The sequence below is a fragment of the Kitasatospora sp. NPDC057965 genome, from assembly GCF_042887135.1.
Taxonomy (GTDB): Bacteria; Actinomycetota; Actinomycetes; order Streptomycetales; family Streptomycetaceae; genus Kitasatospora.
This window is the reverse complement of record NZ_JBHVPZ010000063.1, coordinates 1-17,005: the sequence shown is the minus strand read 5'-3', so window position 1 is coordinate 17,005 and position 17,005 is coordinate 1. Positions and strand designations below refer to the sequence as shown.

At 75.2% G+C, this 17,005-nt stretch carries 11 protein-coding genes and 3 tRNA genes; 1 reads left to right on the top strand and 13 read right to left on the bottom strand.

The window, feature by feature from the left end:
• Nucleotides 1-563: 563 nt before the first annotated feature.
• From ACFVVU_RS38675 to ACFVVU_RS38640, 8 genes are all read right to left on the bottom strand, one after another.
• Nucleotides 564-3,152: a ComEC/Rec2 family competence protein gene (locus ACFVVU_RS38675; RefSeq protein ID WP_387794511.1), complete on the bottom strand. Its 2,589-nt coding sequence runs from the start codon at nucleotides 3,150-3,152 to the stop codon at nucleotides 564-566.
• Between the two features lie 167 nt (nucleotides 3,153-3,319).
• The gene (locus ACFVVU_RS38670; protein WP_387794509.1) at nucleotides 3,320-4,264 is read right to left on the bottom strand and encodes a helix-hairpin-helix domain-containing protein; all 945 of its coding nucleotides are present in this window, start codon (nucleotides 4,262-4,264) and stop codon (nucleotides 3,320-3,322) included.
• A 134-nt stretch (nucleotides 4,265-4,398) separates the two neighbouring features.
• Nucleotides 4,399-5,244 (bottom strand): DegV family protein, encoded by an 846-nt coding sequence (locus tag ACFVVU_RS38665; RefSeq protein ID WP_387794507.1) that lies wholly within the window; start codon nucleotides 5,242-5,244, stop codon nucleotides 4,399-4,401.
• A gap of 72 nt (nucleotides 5,245-5,316) precedes the next feature.
• Nucleotides 5,317-6,126: a hypothetical protein gene (locus ACFVVU_RS38660; RefSeq protein ID WP_387794506.1), complete on the bottom strand. Its 810-nt coding sequence runs from the start codon at nucleotides 6,124-6,126 to the stop codon at nucleotides 5,317-5,319.
• A gap of 322 nt (nucleotides 6,127-6,448) precedes the next feature.
• Complete coding sequence (gene leuS / locus ACFVVU_RS38655; protein WP_387794504.1) at nucleotides 6,449-9,370, bottom strand: leucine--tRNA ligase; 2,922 nt, start codon at nucleotides 9,368-9,370, stop codon at nucleotides 6,449-6,451.
• 305 nt (nucleotides 9,371-9,675) lie between these two features.
• Nucleotides 9,676-11,100 carry a hypothetical protein gene (locus ACFVVU_RS38650; RefSeq protein WP_380685142.1) on the bottom strand — a complete coding sequence of 475 codons (1,425 nt, stop codon included), beginning with the start codon at nucleotides 11,098-11,100 and terminating at the stop codon, nucleotides 9,676-9,678.
• A 105-nt stretch (nucleotides 11,101-11,205) separates the two neighbouring features.
• A tRNA-Ala gene (locus ACFVVU_RS38645) sits at nucleotides 11,206-11,278 on the bottom strand.
• A 105-nt stretch (nucleotides 11,279-11,383) separates the two neighbouring features.
• Entirely contained in the window at nucleotides 11,384-12,934 is a 1,551-nt protein-coding gene (locus ACFVVU_RS38640; protein WP_387794502.1) for an MFS transporter, read from the bottom strand.
• A gap of 102 nt (nucleotides 12,935-13,036) precedes the next feature.
• On the opposite strand from ACFVVU_RS38640, the gene ACFVVU_RS38635 reads away from it, so the two are divergent.
• On the top strand, nucleotides 13,037-14,014 hold the full coding sequence (locus ACFVVU_RS38635) for a helix-turn-helix transcriptional regulator (protein WP_387794500.1): 978 nt from the start codon (nucleotides 13,037-13,039) through the stop codon (nucleotides 14,012-14,014).
• An 81-nt stretch (nucleotides 14,015-14,095) separates the two neighbouring features.
• Here the strand turns inward: ACFVVU_RS38635 and ACFVVU_RS38630 are convergent.
• The 5 genes from ACFVVU_RS38630 to ACFVVU_RS38610 all read right to left on the bottom strand — a co-directional run.
• Nucleotides 14,096-14,168 (bottom strand) — tRNA-Ala (locus ACFVVU_RS38630).
• A 37-nt stretch (nucleotides 14,169-14,205) separates the two neighbouring features.
• Nucleotides 14,206-14,278, bottom strand: a tRNA-Ala gene (locus ACFVVU_RS38625).
• 133 nt (nucleotides 14,279-14,411) lie between these two features.
• Nucleotides 14,412-15,059, bottom strand: coding sequence for a histidine phosphatase family protein (locus ACFVVU_RS38620; protein ID WP_380688054.1), 648 nt, complete (start codon nucleotides 15,057-15,059; stop codon nucleotides 14,412-14,414).
• Entirely contained in the window at nucleotides 15,056-15,526 is a 471-nt protein-coding gene (gene rsfS, locus ACFVVU_RS38615) for a ribosome silencing factor (RefSeq protein ID WP_355372238.1), read from the bottom strand. Before rsfS ends, ACFVVU_RS38620 begins: the two co-directional genes overlap by 4 nt.
• A gap of 130 nt (nucleotides 15,527-15,656) precedes the next feature.
• Nucleotides 15,657-17,005: LytR C-terminal domain-containing protein (locus ACFVVU_RS38610; RefSeq protein ID WP_387794498.1), on the bottom strand; the 1,349-nt coding region annotated here is incomplete at its 5' end.

The window sequence follows — 17,005 nt, the reverse complement described above, 5'->3', positions numbered from 1 at the left end:
CGCGGGGGGGGCCGGGTCCCACGGGGGGGTGGGGGCGCCTGGTGGGGGGGTGGGGGGGGGGGGGGGGCCGGGGGCGCGCCCCACCCCCCACGCCGGGCGGAGGGTGCGCCCGTACCGCCCGGGCGGACATCCTGCGGAACGTCTCCGGGCCGCTGTGGTGCTCGCCCGGCCCGAGCGGGGCGCTCAGGCCGGGGCGGGAGGAATCGTTCTTCTCGCGGCCCGGCCCTCCCCTGCCCGCCGAAGAGCGGCTACGGCTGCGCGCCGGCGGTGGCCGGCGCGCAGCCGGTCCGCCGCCCACAAGAGCGGGTGCCGAAGAAGAGGTCCCTCATCGCGCTCCGGGCCTCGGCCGGAGCGCGATGAGGTCGTTCACGCCCTCACCCGGATCCGCCCTCCACGGCTCACACCCACGCCCGCTCGGTGTTCGCCCGGCCCGAGCGCACCGCTCGGGCCGGGCGCGAAGAATCGTTTCTTCCGGGCCCGAGCCCACCCCTCCCCTCCTCCCCGACCACTTGCCCCCAACCCCAAGCCCCATCCACCCAAGTGGTCGGGAAGGAGAGGTGGGGTCACCAGGGCGGCGCGCGCTGGCCTCGGCCGGCGCGCGCCGCAAGCGTGGCACCCGGCTTCGCCGTTTGGGTGGCCCTCGGACGGTGCGGGCCGGGGCCGGGGTGTCCGGCGTGCGGGTGCACGGCGGCGCCGAGGCGGCTCGGGTCGGCACCCGTCACCGCGATGTCGCCCATCCGGTCCGTTCGCAGCACCGTGGCACCCAGCGTGCGCAGCCGGTCCACCGTGCGCGGCGACGGGTGCCCGTACGGGTTGTCCGCACCGCAGGAGATCAGGGCCAGCCGGGGACCCAACGCCGCCGTCAACTCCCAGTCCTGGTGGGCCGAACCGTGGTGAGCCACCTTCAACACGTCCACCTTGCTCTCCTTCCCGTCCGTCCTCAGCCTGCTCAACAGGGCCTCCTGCGCCGGCGGCTCCAGATCGCCCAGCAGGGCCATCCGCACACCGCCCGCCAGGGTCACCAGCAGCGCAACACTGGCGTTGTTCGCACCCGACACGGCCTTCGACTCCTCTCCGTCCGGCCACAGCACCTCCCACGTGACCTCGGCCCCCGCCGACCGGCGCTCGCCGGGACCGGCCCGCGTCAGCGGCACCCCGGCCTGCGCCGCCCATTGCGCGACCCTGGCGGCCTCACCCGGCGGATCGTTCACCGTCGTCCCCTGCACCACCCCGACCCGTCGCCCGTGCAGCACGCCCGGCAGCCCCTCGACGTGATCGGCGTGGAAGTGCGTCGCCAGGAAGAGCGGCACCCGGGTGATCCCCAGATCACGCAGACAGCGGTCGGCGTCCTGCGGATCCGGACCGGCGTCCACCACCACCGCGCTGTCGGGCGGGTCGCCGCTCTCCGGCGCCACCGGCAGCACCAGCATGTCGCCCTGCCCCACGTCGCACATGACCAGCCGCCAGCCCGGCGGCGGCCAGCCGGTCGCGATCCGGGCCAGCGACGGAGGCCGCAGCAACACGGCGAGCAGGACGAGCAGCAGCACGCCCACCGCCACCGAACGGAGCCGCCCACGAGGTCGACGCCCACCGGCCCCGTCGGCGGCACGCCGGGGCAGCAGCGACGGCACCACGCAGCAGAGCGCGGCCGTGCCGACGGCGAGGCTCACCGTGCCGACCCATCCACCCGGCCAGGACAGCCGACCGCCCGGAAGCTCCGCCCCGTGCCGGGCGACCGCGGCCAGCCAGCCGACCGGGACGGCTGCGGGCTCGGCGAGCAGCCGGGCCAGCGAGGGTGAGAGCGGGTCGAGTGCCAGGACCGCGAAGCCCAGCAGGGTCGCCGGGGCCACCGCCAGCTCGGCCAGCAGGTTGCACGGGATCCCGACGAGGCTGACGTGCCCGGAGAACACCACTGTCACCGGCGCGCAGAGCGCCTGCGCCGCCGCCGTCGCTCCGACCGCGCCCGCGAGGTGGTGCGGCCAGCCCCGCGCCCGCAGGGCGCCCGCCCAGCGCGGGCCGAGGACCAGCAGCCCGGTCGTGGCGAGCACCGACAGCAGGAAGCCGAAGGAGCGTGCCAGGTACGGGTCGAGGAGGACCAGCAGCAAGGCCGTGCCCGCCAGCGCCGGCACCGCCTGGCGCGGGCGGCCGGTGGCCAGCGCCAGCAGTCCGATCAGCCCCGTCCCCGCCGCTCTGAGCACGCTGGGCTCCGGGCGGCAGATCGTCACGAAGGCCAGGGTGACGGCGGCGCCGAGCAGCGCCGTGGTGCGCAGCGGGATCCCGAGCAGGGCGGCCAGTCCACGCCGTTCGGCGGTGCCGGCCCGCCCCGGGGCGCCGAGCAGCACGCCCAGCACGATCGCGAGGTTGGCCCCGCTGACCGCGACCAGGTGGGCCAGGTCGGTGTCCCGGAACGCCTCCCAGAGGTCGTCCGGCAGCCGCGAGGTGTCCCCCACGACGAGGCCGGGCAGCAGTCCGCGCTCGTCCGGCGGCAGGCCGTCGGTGGCCTCGCGCAGCCCCTCGCGCAGCCGCCCGGCGATCCGCTGCGGCAGGCTCGGCGGCGCGAGCGTGCGTGGTTCGCCGTGTGCGACCAGCAACGCCGCCGACTCGCCCCCGCGTTCGCCCGACGGACGGACCGTCACCTCGGCGGCGAGGCGGGTCGAGGGCAATAGCCGCTCCCACGCGCCGGTGTCCGAACCGCGGACCAGGACGGTGACCGGCGTGCGGGTGCGGACGGCGGGCGGGCCCGGCTTGCCCGGGAGGGCGCCGTCGGGCACGGCGACGCGGTCCACCACGGCGTCCACGGTGAGCAGTGCCTGGCCGGAACCGGAGCCTGCGCCGTGGGAGACGCGCACGCGCGGGTCACCGGTGAGGGTGAGGTCGACGCCGACCTCGGGTGCCGGGCCGGTGGCGCGGGCCAGTTCGGGCAGTGGCCCGCGGTGCAGGTCGGCGGTGTGCAGGAGGGTGGCCGCCGTGGCGGCGGCAGCGGTGAGCAGCACGGCGGCGAGGGTCACGGTGACGGACCGGCGGCGGAGCGGGCCGGCACCCGCACCCGCCCGGCAGGCGAAGAGGACCAACCCGACGAGCGCGGTCACGCCCGCCGCCACCGCGAGGGAGGAGGCGTGCCCGGGGCCCAGGCCGAGGACCGCGGCCGTCACGGCCCAGGCGGCAACGGCGGGCAGCAGCAGGCGGAGGTCGTTCGAGCGAGGCGGGGCGGGGACGGCAGGGGTGGAAGCAGGAGTGGGGGCGGGAGTGGGGGCAGCGGTGGCGATGACGGCACCTCCTTTCGGGCAGGGCAGCGGACGGGGGCAGCGTTGGCGGACCGTCAGAGGGTGAGCAGCGGCCGGATCTCCGTGTAGGTGCGCTCGCCGATCCCGCTCACCTGCCGGAGTTGGTCAAGAGAGCGGAACGTGCCGCCGTGGGAGGCGCGGAAGGTGAGGATGCGCTGGGCGAGGGTCGGGCCGACGCCGGGGAGCGTGTCGAGCTGTTCGAGGGTGGCGTGGTTGAGACTGACCGGCTGCTTCGACGCACCGGCGGACGGCGGCCCCGGGCCCGCCCCGGTGGCCGGTTGAGGACTCGGCTCGCCGACGAGGATCTGCTCGCCGTCCGCCAGGACGCGGGCCAGGTTGAGGTTCCTGGTGTCCGTCCCGGGCAACGGCCCACCGGCCACCCGCAGGGCGTCCGCGACCCGGGAGCCGCCGGGCAGGATGTGCACCCCCGGGGAGCCGACCCGGCCTCCGATGTCGACCACCACGACGGCGCCAGGCGCCGCGCCGCCGGTATCGCTCGCGGTCGCGCCGCCCGCCGCGCCGGCGGCCGCGGCCTCGGGCGGGCCCGGCCCCGGGGTGGCGGCCGACGGCACCGAGGCGACGGCGATGGCCGGCACCTCGACCCGCTGCGGCCGTGCCAGCCAGAAGTGCTGCACGCCGTAGCCGACGGTGAGCAGCAGGAGGACGAGGAGGCCGACCGCCGCCCGCCGGTCGAGCGTCAGCGCATGGCCCGCCCACGGACTCGCGGCCGGCCCGGGCAGGGGCACGGCCTCATCGAACGCGGCCCGGTCGGGCGCAGGGCAGCCGGGCGGCGGCACACCGGGTGACGGCGCACCGCGCGGCGGCGACGCACCGGAGTCGGTCGGCGCCGCGTACACCGAGGGCTCGGTGTCCGGCGGATCCCCGGCCTCGGGCAGGAGGGCCGCCATCCGCAGGCTCGCGGTCTCGTTGACCCGCTGGATCTCGTGGCGCTTGCGTGCGCCGATTCGCATGCTCGTCATGCGGAGCACGGTAGGAACCGCCCGGGCAGGGCGCGGAGATTACCGAGTACCTGTGGAAAACCCGGGGGTTGTGGACAAAGAAGCTCACCCTCAGGAGGGAGGAAGGGCGCCAGACGTTGACAACCCGGCACCCGTCACCGGGGCGAGACCACCACCGCCAGCAGCCCCGGCCCGACGTGCGCGCCGATCACCGCCCCCACTTCGCCGACGTAGAGGTCACGCAGTCCCGGCACCCGTTCCCGCAGTCGCTCGGCGAGCGGCTCGGCCCGGCCCTCCGCCGCCAGGTGGTGGACGGCGATGTCGACCTCCCCCTCCCCCGCCCGCTCGACCGCGACCTCCTCCAACCGTGCGATCGCCCGCGACGCCGTGCGGACCTTCTCCAGGGGCTCGATCCGCCCCCCGTCCAGGTGCAGCAGCGGCTTGACCGCGAGCGCCGAGCCGAGCAGCGCCCGCGCGGCGCCGATCCGGCCGCCCCTGCGCAGGTACTCCAGGGTGTCGACGTAGAAGAACCCGCTGGTCACGGCCGTGCGCCGCTCGACCGCCGCCACCGTCCCGTCGAGGTCCGCGCCGGCCGCGATCGCCTCGGCCGCCGCCAGCACCCCGTACCCGAGGGCCATCCCGACCAGCCGGCTGTCCACCACCCGCACCGGGACGGGCGCCTCGGCCGCCGCGAGCCGGGCGGCCTCCGCCGTCCCGGACAGCTCGCCGGAGATGTGCACCGAGACGATGCCCCGCGCGCCGGCCTCGGCGGCCGACCGGTAGGCGGCGGCGAAGGACTCCGGGCTGGGCCGGGAGGTGGTGACCCGGTGCTTGCCGCGGAGAGCCTCCGCGACGTCCTTCGGGGAGATCTCGACGCCCTCCGCGCGCACCTCGTCGCCGACCGCGACGCTCAGCGGGACCACGGTGATCCCATGCCGGTCGACGGCGTGCTGGGGCAGATAGGCCGTGGAGTCGGTGACAAGTGCGAGGTCGGCGGGCATGAGGCGGAGGTTACTCCCCACCCGGGCCGGAGGGCAGCATCCGGGTCGCCGCTCGATCGGGCTCGGCCGGGCTCAACCGGCCGAGGGTCCGGCGGACGGCTTGCGCAGCCGCTGCGCCAGCTTGGCCACCGGGTCGGCGAGACCGAGCAGGTCCTCGGCGCTGGGCCGGCCGCCACGGCCGTCCGTGAGCCCCGGCCGGGCCCCGCCCGCCGTCCCCGTCCCAGCGGCCGCACCGGACCCACCGGCCGAACCGGCCTCGCGCGCCGCAGCGGAGACGCCCGAAGCACCCGCAGCACCCGAAGCACCCGCAGCACCCGCAGCACCCGCAGCAGCATCCCAGTGCCGCAGCGCCCCCGCCTCGTTCTCGCACTCCTGGCTCAGCCGGCTCAGCTCGTCCTCCGCGAACCGGTGCATCCGGTCCTGCGCCGCCCAGCGCATGCTCTCCGCCGAGCGCGTGATCCGCTCGGCGCGCTCGCGCAGCTCCGGCAGCTTCGCCGCGACGCGCCCGGCGTCCGGCTCGCGCTCCAGCATCCGCAGCTCGCCGTCCAGCTCCGCCGCATGGGCGTCCAGCCGGGCCAGCAGCGCGAGCGACTCGCCGAGCTGGCCGTCCTGGGCGACGGCGCCCTGCAGGACCTGCCGGGTGCCGTCCAACGACGTCCGCAGACGCAGGCGGACGGCGGAGATCTGTCCCTGCGGGCCGGTCTGGGTGTAGGTCTTGGCCTTGAGCGTGACGTTCTCGACCGCCCGGCGGGCCTTGGCCTCCTGGCGTTCCATCTTCTCGCCGACCGCCCGGGCGGCCTTGACCAGTCCGACGACGACGAGCACCGCCACCCCGAGCCCGAACAGCACGGAGAGTACGAGCAACACCCCGAGGATCTCCATCACGCGCCACCTTCCGCCAGCCGAACCGGCCCCCACCGGGCCCAACGCGGGCCGGCCCACCGTGGGTTCCACCGTAGCCCCGGCAGCCGCCCCGCGGGCGGTCGATCAGGGCCGCCGGGCCGGAGTTCAGGGGCGGGTTCAGGGACGACTAGGGGTGAACCCCGAGCCCCGAGCCCAGCCCCCCGAGCCCAGCCCCCCGAGCCCAGCTCCCCAAGCCCAGCGCCCCACGCCCCAAGCCCCCAGCCCCCTCCCCCGACGCCCCCGAAAGCGCTGCGGGGCGGACGCTCCCGAAGGAACGCCCGCCCCGCCACCGGCAGCGGCCTCAGCCGGTGACGATGTTGACCAGCTTCGGCGCCCGCGCGATCACCTTGCGCACCTCGGCCCCGCCGATCGCCGCGACGACCGCCGGGTCGGCCAGCGCCAGCGCCTCCAGCTCGGCGTCCGAGATCGACGGCGCGACCTCCAGCCGGGCCTTGACCTTGCCCTTGACCTGCACCACGCAGGTCACCGTCTCGTCGACGACGTACGCCGGGTCGGCCACCGGGTAGTCGGTGTGCGCCAGCGACTCGCCGTGGCCCAGCCGGCGCCACAGCTCCTCCGCGATGTGCGGGGCCAGCGGGGCGACCGCCAGCACCACCTGCTCGGCCACCGACCGCGGCGTGGACCCACGCTTGACCAGGTAGTTGTTCAGCTCGATCGCCTTGGCGACGGCCGTGTTGAAGCGCAGCCCGGCCATGTCCCCGCGGATGCCGTCGACGGCCTTGTGCAGGGCACGCAGCGTCGCCTCGTCCGGCTCCTCCTCCGTCACCACCAGCTCGCCGGTCGTCTCGTCGACGATGTTGCGCCACAGCCGCTGCAGGAAGCGGTAGGAGCCGACGACGGCGCGGGTGTCCCACGGACGGGAGACGTCCAGCGGGCCCATCGACATCTCGTACAGGCGCAGCGTGTCGGCGCCGTACTCGTCGGCGATCTCGTCGGGGGCGACGGCGTTCTTCAGGGACTTGCCCATCTTGCCGGCCTCGCGCTTGACCTGCTCGCCCTGCCAGAAGTACTGGCCGCCGCGCTCCTCGACCTCGGCGGCGGGCACCGGGAAGCCGCGCTCGTCGCGGTAGACGTCGGCGGTGATCATGCCCTGGTTGAACAGCTTGTGGAACGGCTCGACGGACGAGACGTGGCCCAGGTCGTGCAGCACCTTGTGCCAGAAGCGGGCGTACAGCAGGTGCAGGACGGCGTGCTCGGCACCGCCGACGTACAGGTCGGCGCCGCCGCCGGGCTTCTGCTCGGTGGGGCCCAGCCAGTAGCGCTCGTTGGCCGGGTCGACGACCTGCTCGCGGTTGGACGGGTCGATGTAGCGCAGCTCGTACCAGCAGGAGCCGGCCCAGTTGGGCATGGTGTTGGTCTCGCGGCGGTACTTCTTCGGGCCGTCGCCCAGGTCCAGCTCGACGTTGACCCAGTCCTCGTTGCGGGACAGCGGGGTCTTCGGCGTGGAGGTGGAGTCGTACGGGTCGTAGGTGTGCGGCGAGTAGTCGTCGACCTGCGGAACTTCGACGGGCAGCATCGACTCGGGCAGCGCGTGCATGACGCCGTCCTCGTCGTAGACGATCGGGAAGGGCTCGCCCCAGTACCGCTGGCGGCTGAACAGCCAGTCGCGCAGGCGGTAGTTGACGGTGCCTTCGCCGATGCCGCGCGCGGTCAGCCAGGCGGTGACGGCGGCCTTGGCGTCGACGACGCTCAGGCCGTTCAGCGCGATGCCGTCCGCGGTGCCCTCGTCGTGGGCCGAGTTGACGATGACGGAGTCGTAGGTGTCGAACGCGTCGTCCCAGTCGGCCGGGTCCTCGCCGCGGCCGTCGGTGGGCTCGACGACGCAGCGCATCGGCAGGTCGAAGGCGCGCGCGAAGGCGAAGTCGCGGTGGTCGTGGGCGGGGACGGCCATGATGGCGCCGGTGCCGTAGCCCATCAGCACGTAGTCGGCGATGAAGACCGGGACGGGCTCGCCGCTGACCGGGTTGACGGCGTAGGCGCCGGTGAAGACGCCGGTCTTGACCTTGGCCTCGACCTGTCGCTCGACGTCGGACTTGGCGGCCGCGGCGGCGCGGTAGGCGGTGACGGCCTCGGCGGGGGTGGCGGCGCCGCCGGTCCACGCCTCGCGGGTGCCCTCGGGCCAGGCTGCGGGCACGATCGTGTCAACCAGCTCGTGCTCGGGGGCCAGGACCATGTAGGTGGCGCCGAACAGGGTGTCGGGGCGGGTGGTGAAGACGGTGATCTTCCGGTCGCCGCCGACGCCGCCGTCACCCACGCCACCGACCGAGAAGTCGACGCGGGCGCCCTCGGAGCGGCCGATCCAGTTGCGCTGCTGCAGCTTGATCGCCTCGGGCCAGTCCAGCAGGTCCAGGTCGGAGATCAGCCGGTCGGAGTAGGCGGTGATCCGCATCATCCACTGGCGCAGGTTGGACTTGAAGACGGGGAAGTTGCCGCGCTCGGAGCGACCGTCGGCGGTGACCTCCTCGTTGGACAGCACGGTGCCCAGGCCGGGGCACCAGTTGACCGGCACCTCCTTGGCGTAGGCCAGCCGGTACTCGCCCAGCACGTCCTCGCGCTCGGCGCCGTTCAGCTCGGACCAGCCGCGGCCGCCGGGGACCTCACGGCCGCCGTTCTCGAACTCGGCGACCAGCTCGGCGATCGGGCGGGCCTTGGCGGCCTGCTCGTCGTACCAGGAGTCGAAGATCTGCAGGAAGATCCACTGCGTCCAGCGGTAGTACTCGGGGTCGATCGTGGCGATCGAGCGGCGCGGGTCGTGGCCCAGGCCCAGCCGGCGCAGCTGCTGGCGCATGTTGGCGATGTTGGCCTCGGTGGAGACCCGCGGGTGGGTGCCGGTCTGCACGGCGTACTGCTCGGCGGGCAGGCCGAAGGAGTCGTAGCCCAGGGTGTGCAGGACGTTGTAGCCGTTCATCCGCTGGTAGCGGGCGAAGACGTCGGTGGCGATGTAGCCCAGCGGGTGGCCGACGTGCAGGCCGGCGCCCGACGGGTACGGGAACATGTCCATGATGAAGCTGTGCGGCTTCGCGGCGACGTCGGCGCCGGCCGGGTCGACCAGGTCACCGGCCGGGTTGGGGGCGTGGAACGTCCCCTCCTTCTCCCAGATGTCCTGCCAGCGGGACTCGATCTCCGCCGCCAGGGCGGCGCTGTACCGGAACGGCGCGGTCGCGGTGTCGGCCGCACCGGACGCAGGGGTCGTCTCGCTCATGGTCCTTCAAGCTCCATCGATGTCAGTTGGCGAACCGGCGTACAGGGCCGGCGGCGGGACGGGTGCCCAGGCGGGACCCGGACGGACGCCGGGCGGCGGGCCCGGGCGGAAAACAAAAAAGCCCCTCGCAGGAGGGGGTGCCACGCCGACTCCGGCCCCGCCCTCGGGCGTGGCCGGTCCTGGTCAGCGCGGCCGACTAAGGAGCAGGCGCGCGGTTCGCATGGGCTCAGGGTACCGCAAGGGGGTCGGCCGCCTCCCGGGGATACCGCCGACGCGCCTTCCGCCCCGCGCCCCGCCACCCGGCGCTACGACCCCTCCGACGTGCCCGCGCCCGCACGCGATGCACCGGCCGAGCCCGCCCCCGCCCCACCCACCGGTCCCCCACCGACCGAACCCGCACCCGCCCCCGCCACGCCGTCCCCCGCCGACCGGAACGCCGCGTCGATCCCCCGCAGCGCCCGCGCCACCCGCTCCGACTGCATCCCCGCCGCCAGCGCCCGCGCCCGGTCCGCGGTGCGCGCCGCTTCCGCGGTGTCACCCGCCAGCCGCTGCGAGTCGGCCAGCCGGACCATCAGCAGCGCCCGCACCCGCGCCCGGCCCGGCCCCAGACCGCCCACCGCCTCGGCCAGCAACGCCTGCGCCCGCCCGTGCTCGCCCAGGAACAGGTACCCCTCCCCCACCATCCCCGCGAGGTCCGCCCGCCGCTCGCCCCCCGTGCCCTCCACGCCCCCGGCGCCGCCCGGGGCCCCGTCCAGCTCCGCGAACGCCCGCCCCGCCGTCTCGGCGAGCCCGGCCGCGTCGCCGCGCCGACCGTGGGCGCGGGCGATCCGGCCGAGCTGCAGCGCCCGGTCGGCCGGGCCGAGCCCGTCCCCGGCCGCCGCCACCGCCTGCGCGAGCACCGTGACCACGTCGAGCCCGCGCCCGCCCGCGCTCCAGGTGGCCAGCACCACCAGGCCGCCGAGCACCGCCACCCCGTCCCGGCGTCCGCCGCTCAGGTGGGCGGCGCGCAGCGCGGCGGCGAACGCCCGCTGGGCGGTGGCGTCGTGGCCGAGGTCGAAGGCGGCCCAGGCGGCGAGCCGGGCGAGGCGGCCCGCCGCGCCGTACAGCGCCCGGCCGAGCGGTTCGTCGTACCCGCCGAGCTCCAGCAGCTTGGCGACCATGGCCAGTTCGGCGCGGACGGGGCCGAGGACGAGTCCGCCGCCGCAGGACCGTTCCAGCCGCACTTTGCTGCGGTGGGTGGCGGCGAGTTCGCCGATCAGCGCCGGGTCGACGCGCAACGCGCCGTCGCCGGAGAGGGCGGGCGGCGGGGTGGCCAGCCGGCGGGCGGCCTCGGCGACGTCGGCGCCGCGGAAGAGGTCGGTGAGGCGCACGGGGCCGGCGTCGGCGGCGGTCTCGCGCAGCGCGGTCTGCGCGGTGTCGGCGGTCCACGGGTCGGTGAGCAGGCGCGGGGAGAGGATCTTGGCACCGCGGTGGCCGCCCATCGGGCCCCAGAGCTGCTCGTAGGTGACGGCGATGCCGAGGGTGCGGCCGAGCACCTCGCAGACGGCCTGGTCGTGCGGGCTGCGCGGGACCATGCCGCGGTCGCGCCACTTGTAGGGGGCGGTGGAGCTGATCGCGAGCCGGGCCGGGACGGTGAGGTTGACCTCGCGGGCGAGCCGCTCCGGGCTCCAGCCGAGCTGGTGGAGTATCCGGGCGAGTTCCTCGTTGCGTCTGCGCTCCAGATCGGCCATGGATCCGACGGTAGCGTTCCGCCGGGGGCGTGCGCCGGGAGGTCGTGGAAAAGCCGCGAACGCCGAAGGCCGCCTCCCGTGACGGGAGGCGGCCTTCGTTTCCTGTGGAGCTACGGGGAATTGAACCCCGGACCTCTTGCATGCCATGCAAGCGCTCTACCAACTGAGCTACAGCCCCTTGACCTGCGATGTCACCGGGGGTTTTGTTCCGTTTCCCTCGGCGACATCGACTACTTTACACGGTCCGGGGGGTGCTCCACGAATCCGTTCCCGCGACGGCCCCCTACCCGCCCGCGGGCCCGTCCGCCGACCGCTCCTCCCGGACCTCGGCGACGGCCCCGGCCCGGCCGGTGACCGCACCCCGAGCGGCGCCCCGGACAGCCACCCGGGCGGCGAAGCCGGTGGCCAGCGCGACGGCCCCGCCGACGGTGGCCGTGGCGAGCAGCAGCCCGTGGCCGGAGTCGGCGGCGGACGCCGGCGGGTCGACCGCGCCGAGGAACACCGAGCCGACCAGCGCGATGCCGATGACCTGGCCGAGCTGGACCGCGGTGACCACGACCCCGCTGCCGTCCGCCGCGTCGGCGGGGGCGACCCTGGCGAGCGCCCGGGTGACCAGCGGCGCGTAGGCGCAGCCGCCGAGCAGCCCGAGGACGGCGGAGAGCGCCAGCGCCACCGCGCCGACCGCGGAGCCGTCGCGCAGCAGGACGCCGAACAACACGTAGCCGACGGCGAGCAGGCCGGCGCCGAGCGTGGGCAGGACGCCGTGCAGGCGCCCGGGCAGCCGCTGCCAGTACAGGCTGGCGACGCCGAAGCCGGCGGCGACCGGAGCGGAGTCGAGCCCGGCGCGCAGGGCGCTGTATCCGAGCCCGGACTGCTGGTGCAGGGCGAAGGAGAACATGAAGCCGGCGAAGGCCAGCAGGATCATGAACACCGCGCCGACGGCGGGCAGCAGTCCGGCCGCGCCGAGGACCCGCCCGCTGATCAGCGGCTGCCCGCCGCGCCGCGCGATCCGCCGCTCGACGACCGCGAACAGGGCGAACAGCAGCGCGCTCGCGGCGAGCATCGCCCAGCCCCAGCCGGGCCAGCCGAGTTCGTGGCCGAGCACCAGCGGGACGACGAGCAGCCCGATCGCGGCGGCGAGCACCAGCAGGCCGGGCACGTCGAAGCCGCGGTCGCGGTCCCCGGGCAGCTTCGGCAGCAGCCGGGCTCCGGCCGCCAGCAGCAGCACGCCGATCGGCAGGTTGACCAGGAAGACCGGGCGCCAGCCGGAGCCGAACAGATCGGCGCTGACGAGCACCCCGCCGAGCACCTGACCGGCCGCGATGCCGCCGGCGAGGACGGCCGAGTACAGGCCCAGGGCGCGGACCCGGGCCTGGCCGGTGAAGGTCCGCTGGATGAGGCTCATCACCTGGGGGACCATCAGGGCCGCTCCGGCGCCCTGGAGCAGCCGGGCGGCGATCAGCCAGCCGGTGCCGGGGGCCAGCCCGCAGGCCAGCGAGGCGGCGGTGAAGGCGGCCAGGCCGCTCTGGAAGACCCGGCTGTAGCCGTAGCGGGCGCCGAGCCGGGCGCCGGTGATGAGCAGGACGGCGTAGGCGACGGTGTAGCCGGCCACCACGAGTTGCAGGGCGGCGCCGGAGGCGTGCAGGTCGGTGCGGATGGTCGGCACCGCGACGTTGACGATGGCGGCGTCGAGGACGGCCATGAACTGGCCGCCGAGGACGAGCGCGAGCAGCGGTCCGGGCCGGGCGACGGACGCCGTACCGGGCCGGACCGCGGGGGCGCCGGCCGCCGGGGCGGCCCCGGCCGCTCGGCGCCGGGTCTGGAGATCGGTCATGCGTCGAGCCTCACGGCGGCCCGGTACCAGTGGTTAGTGTCTGCGGATCCTGGTACTGGCAGCACCTGTTTCGGCCCGCGGGGCTGCGGCACGATGGCGGGTATGACCGTCGTGGACACCCCCGGCACCGTCAAGCCCCCCGTCTCCGGGAAACCCCCCGCCGCCGGCAGGCACCCCGTCGCCGGCGCGGCCCCCGCCGGCCGGCGCGACCGCCGGCGCACCGAGCTGGCCGACTTCCTGCGCGCCCGCCGCGCCCGGGTCTCCCCCGAGGACGTCGGCCTGCCGCCCGGACTGCGCCGCCGCACCCCGGGCCTGCGCCGCGAGGAGGTGGCACAGCTCGCCGGGGTCGGGGTCACCTGGTACACGTGGCTGGAGCAGGGGCGCCGGATCAACGCCAGCGCCCAGGTGCTCACGGCGGTGGCCCGGGTGCTGCTGCTGGACGCCGCCGAGCGCGCGCACCTGTTCCGGCTGGCCGGGGTGGCGGTGCGGCCCACGGCGTTCCCGGACCCGGTGCTGGACCCGTCGACCCAGCTGATCCTGGACGCGCTGGTGCCGCTGCCGGCCGCGGTCTCCAACAGCCGGTACGACGTGCTGGGGTGGAACTCCACCTACGAGGCGCTGTTCGCCGCGAGCCGGGCGCGGACGGCCGACGGCTGGTTCAACAGCCTCTGGTGCACGGTGACCAGCCCGGAGTGCTGCAACCCGTTCCTGAACCGGGCCGAGCAGCTGCCGACGATGGTCGCGGTGCTGCGCGGCGCGTACGGGCGGCACGTCGGCGAGCCGGCGTGGGAGGAGTTCGTGCAGTCACTGCGGGAGGCGAGCGAGGAGTTCCGGGAGCTGTGGGCCCGGCAGGAGGTGTCCTCGCGGCGGACGTCGCTGAAGGTGTTCTGGCACCCGCGGGTGGGCGTGATGCGGCTGAACGCGACGTACCTGACGATCCCCGGGATCCCGGAGGCGTACGTCGCCGTCTACACCCCGGACGGGCCGGAGGACCGCGCGCGGGTGGAGCGGCTGGCGGCGCTGGGGCCGGGCGGCCGGACCGCCACCTGCGACCACGCCCGCACCGGGCCCACCGAATGAGCCCCCCCCCCCCCGCCGCACGGGGAGCGATGGGAACGACGGAAGGCCGCCACCCATCGGGTGACGGCCTTCCACAGTCTGTGGAGCTACGGGGAATTGAACCCCGGACCTCTTGCATGCCATGCAAGCGCTCTACCAACTGAGCTACAGCCCCGCGACACACGTGGTCCTCACGGACCCCGGGTGCGGAGTGGAGCTACGGGGAATTGAACCCCGGACCTCTTGCATGCCATGCAAGCGCTCTACCAACTGAGCTACAGCCCCTCACTCGCCGGATTTCCCGCTTCCCTTCCGGGCCGCGTTCCCTCCGTGCGAACGAGGAAGACTCTAACCGCAAAGGCCCGGAACTGCGAAATCCGCTCTCCGGGGCCCCCTCCGCACCCCCACCCGGGGGATCTCAGGTGTCGTCGCCGATGACGGGCTGGGGCAGGGTGCCCGCGTTGTGCTCCAGCAGCCGCCAGCCCCGCGCGCCGCGGCCCAGCACGGACCAGCAGCAGTTCGACAGCCCGCCGAAGCACTCCCACAGCACCGGCTCCAGGCCGAGCATCCGCCCGAGCATGGTGCGGATGGTGCCGCCGTGGCTGACCACGACCAGGGTGCCGCCCTCGGGCAGCTTGCCGGCCGCGTCGAGCACCACCGGCACGGAACGGTCCGCGACCTCGCTCGCGAGCTCACCGCCGCCGCGCCGGACCGGCTCGCCGCGGGTCCAGGCCGCGTACTCCTCGGGGTGGCGCTCACGGATCTCCGCGTTGGTCAGCCCCTGCCAGGAGCCCGCGTAGGTCTCGCGCAGCCCCTCGTGGTGCTCGACGTCCAGGCCGGTGACCTTGGCCAGCTCCTCGGCGGTGCGCCGGGCCCGCTGGAGGTCGGAGGAGATCAGCAGGTCCGGGCGCAGGCCGGAGAGCAGCCGGGCGGCCCGCTGGGCCTGCAGCACGCCCTGCCCGGTCAGTTCGATGTCCGTGGTGCCCTGGAAGCGGGATTCGAGGTTCCAGGAGGTCTGGCCGTGCCGCCAGAAGACGATGCGCGGACCCCGCGCGTCCCGGCTCAGCTGTAGTCCTCGGCGCCGAAGTCGTCCGCCGGGGCGACCTCGGCCGGGGCGACGGCGTTGCCGGCCGCGTCGGTGTGGGCGTCGGGGCGGTTGCGGGAGGCGATGGCGTCCTCCGGCAGCGCCAGCTCGGGGCAGTCCTTCCAGAGCCGGTCCAGCGAGTAGAAGGAGCGCTCCTCGGAGTGCTGGACGTGCACGACGATGTCGAGGTAGTCGAGCAGGATCCAGCGGCCCTCGCGCTCGCCCTCCCGGCGCACCGGCTTGATGTCCAGCTTCTCGCGCAGCTGGTCCTCGATCTCCTCGGCGATCGAGCGGACCTGGCGGTCGTTGCTCGCGGAGGCGATCAGGAAGGCGTCGGTGATCGACAGCACCTCGCTGACGTCGAACGCGACGATGTTGTGGGCCAGCTTGTCGGCCGCCGCCTGGGCGGCGACGTTGATGAGTTCCTGGCTGTGCTCAGTGGCGGTCACGGTGTTCTTCCGGCTCGGCGGCTTGGGGGCGCCCCGGGCGCGGCGCGCCGGGGATCGCCTTCCAGGATCTCACGCCGTCCCGGCGGCCCCGGAACCGTTTTCCGGGGCCGCCCGCCCGTCCGCGGCCGGGCTACTGGGTCTTCGGCGGCGCGTAGTCCTTGCCGAGGACGACGACCAGGTCGGCGTTCTGCGCGTCGGTGACCTTCTTGACCGCCGTCTCCGGCAGGTTGAGGCTGGTCGCCAGCGACTTCGCGGCGGCCTGCCGGGCGTCGTTGGTGTAGCGGATCTCACTGGCCGGCTGCGGCGTGCCCTTGGCGCCGCCGGGCACGAAGGTCAGGCCCGCGTTGACCACCTGGACCTGGGCGGCGGCGGCCGCCTGGTCGTTGCCGGTGGCGTCCACGAGGGAGACCCGGGCCGGTGCGTCACCGCTGGTCGCGGCCTTGACGGTGCCGCCGAGCACCTCCTTGACCTGCTGGCCGGCGGTGGCCTCGTCGAGCGAGCCGTCCGGCTTGACGGTCAGCGCGCTGGTGCCGAACCGGCCGTCCTTGGCGAGCTGCGCCATCTGCGCGAGCACCCCGGCGAGCGCGTCCTCGGGCAGCGAGGGGTCGAGCACCGCGTTCATCCGGTGCACGTCGTCCTTGGCCTCCTTGAACTCGACCGGCATGGTGCGCACCACGGCGTCCATCACCTGGCCGAACCGGGCGAGCTGGGCGTCGCGGTTCTCGCCGCCGTTCTGCAGGGTGGCGTAGGCCACCGCCGCCTTCCCGCTGAGCAGGGTGTTCTTGCCCGCGGCGGCGAGCACCTTGCCGTCCGGCTTGCCCCCGTCGTGGACCTCGGCGTTGGTGTCCACCCGGACGCCGCCGAGCTGGGCGACCAGCAGTTCCAGGTAGGGGGTGTCCAGCCGCCAGGTGCCGGCGACCGGGGCGCCGAGCACGGTGGTCAGGCCTTCGCGGGTGCCGGAGGCGCCGAGGGTGTCCATGGCCTGGCCGATCGTGGTGACCGGCGGGTCGCCGGGGCCGGGCAGCCGCAGCGCGTCCGGCAGCAGCAGGACGGTGCCCTTGCGGCCGGAGGCGTCGTTGACCAGCAGCGCGCTGGAGACCTTGCCCTGGAGGTCGCGCAGGTGGACGACGTTGACCTGGCGCGGTCCGGCGGCGCCGGCCGCGCTCTTCGCGTCGTCGCCGGTGAACCAGAGGTAGCCGCCGGTGCCGGCCGCGGCGAGCGCGAGGACCACACCGGCGCCGATCAGCCGGGTGCGCAGCTTGCGGCGGCGCTCGGCGCGCACCTCGCTGCGGGACTCGGCGAACTTCAGCCAGTCGATGACGTCCTCGGACTTCTCCGCCTCGTCGTCGACGAAGGTGAACTCGTCCGTGGGGTAGCCGTCCTCGGCCCCGCCGGCGGCGGTCCTGGCCCGGGCCGGGCGGGCACCGCCGACCTGCTCGGACGGCGGCGCGGGCCGGGCGGGGGCGGCCGGCTCGGCGG

What these genes read in the sequence shown, in the direction of transcription:
- ACFVVU_RS38670 (WP_387794509.1), bottom strand. Translation starts at nt 4,264, where the DNA reads ATGACGAGCATGCGAATCGGCGCACGCAAGCGCCACGAGATCCAGCGG.
- ACFVVU_RS38665 (WP_387794507.1), bottom strand. Translation starts at nt 5,244, where the DNA reads ATGCCCGCCGACCTCGCACTTGTCACCGACTCCACGGCCTATCTGCCC.
- ACFVVU_RS38660 (WP_387794506.1), bottom strand. Translation starts at nt 6,126, where the DNA reads ATGGAGATCCTCGGGGTGTTGCTCGTACTCTCCGTGCTGTTCGGGCTC.
- leuS (WP_387794504.1), bottom strand. Translation starts at nt 9,370, where the DNA reads ATGAGCGAGACGACCCCTGCGTCCGGTGCGGCCGACACCGCGACCGCG.
- ACFVVU_RS38650 (WP_380685142.1), bottom strand. Translation starts at nt 11,100, where the DNA reads ATGGCCGATCTGGAGCGCAGACGCAACGAGGAACTCGCCCGGATACTC.
- ACFVVU_RS38640 (WP_387794502.1), bottom strand. Translation starts at nt 12,934, where the DNA reads ATGACCGATCTCCAGACCCGGCGCCGAGCGGCCGGGGCCGCCCCGGCG.
- ACFVVU_RS38635 (WP_387794500.1), top strand. Translation starts at nt 13,037, where the DNA reads ATGACCGTCGTGGACACCCCCGGCACCGTCAAGCCCCCCGTCTCCGGG.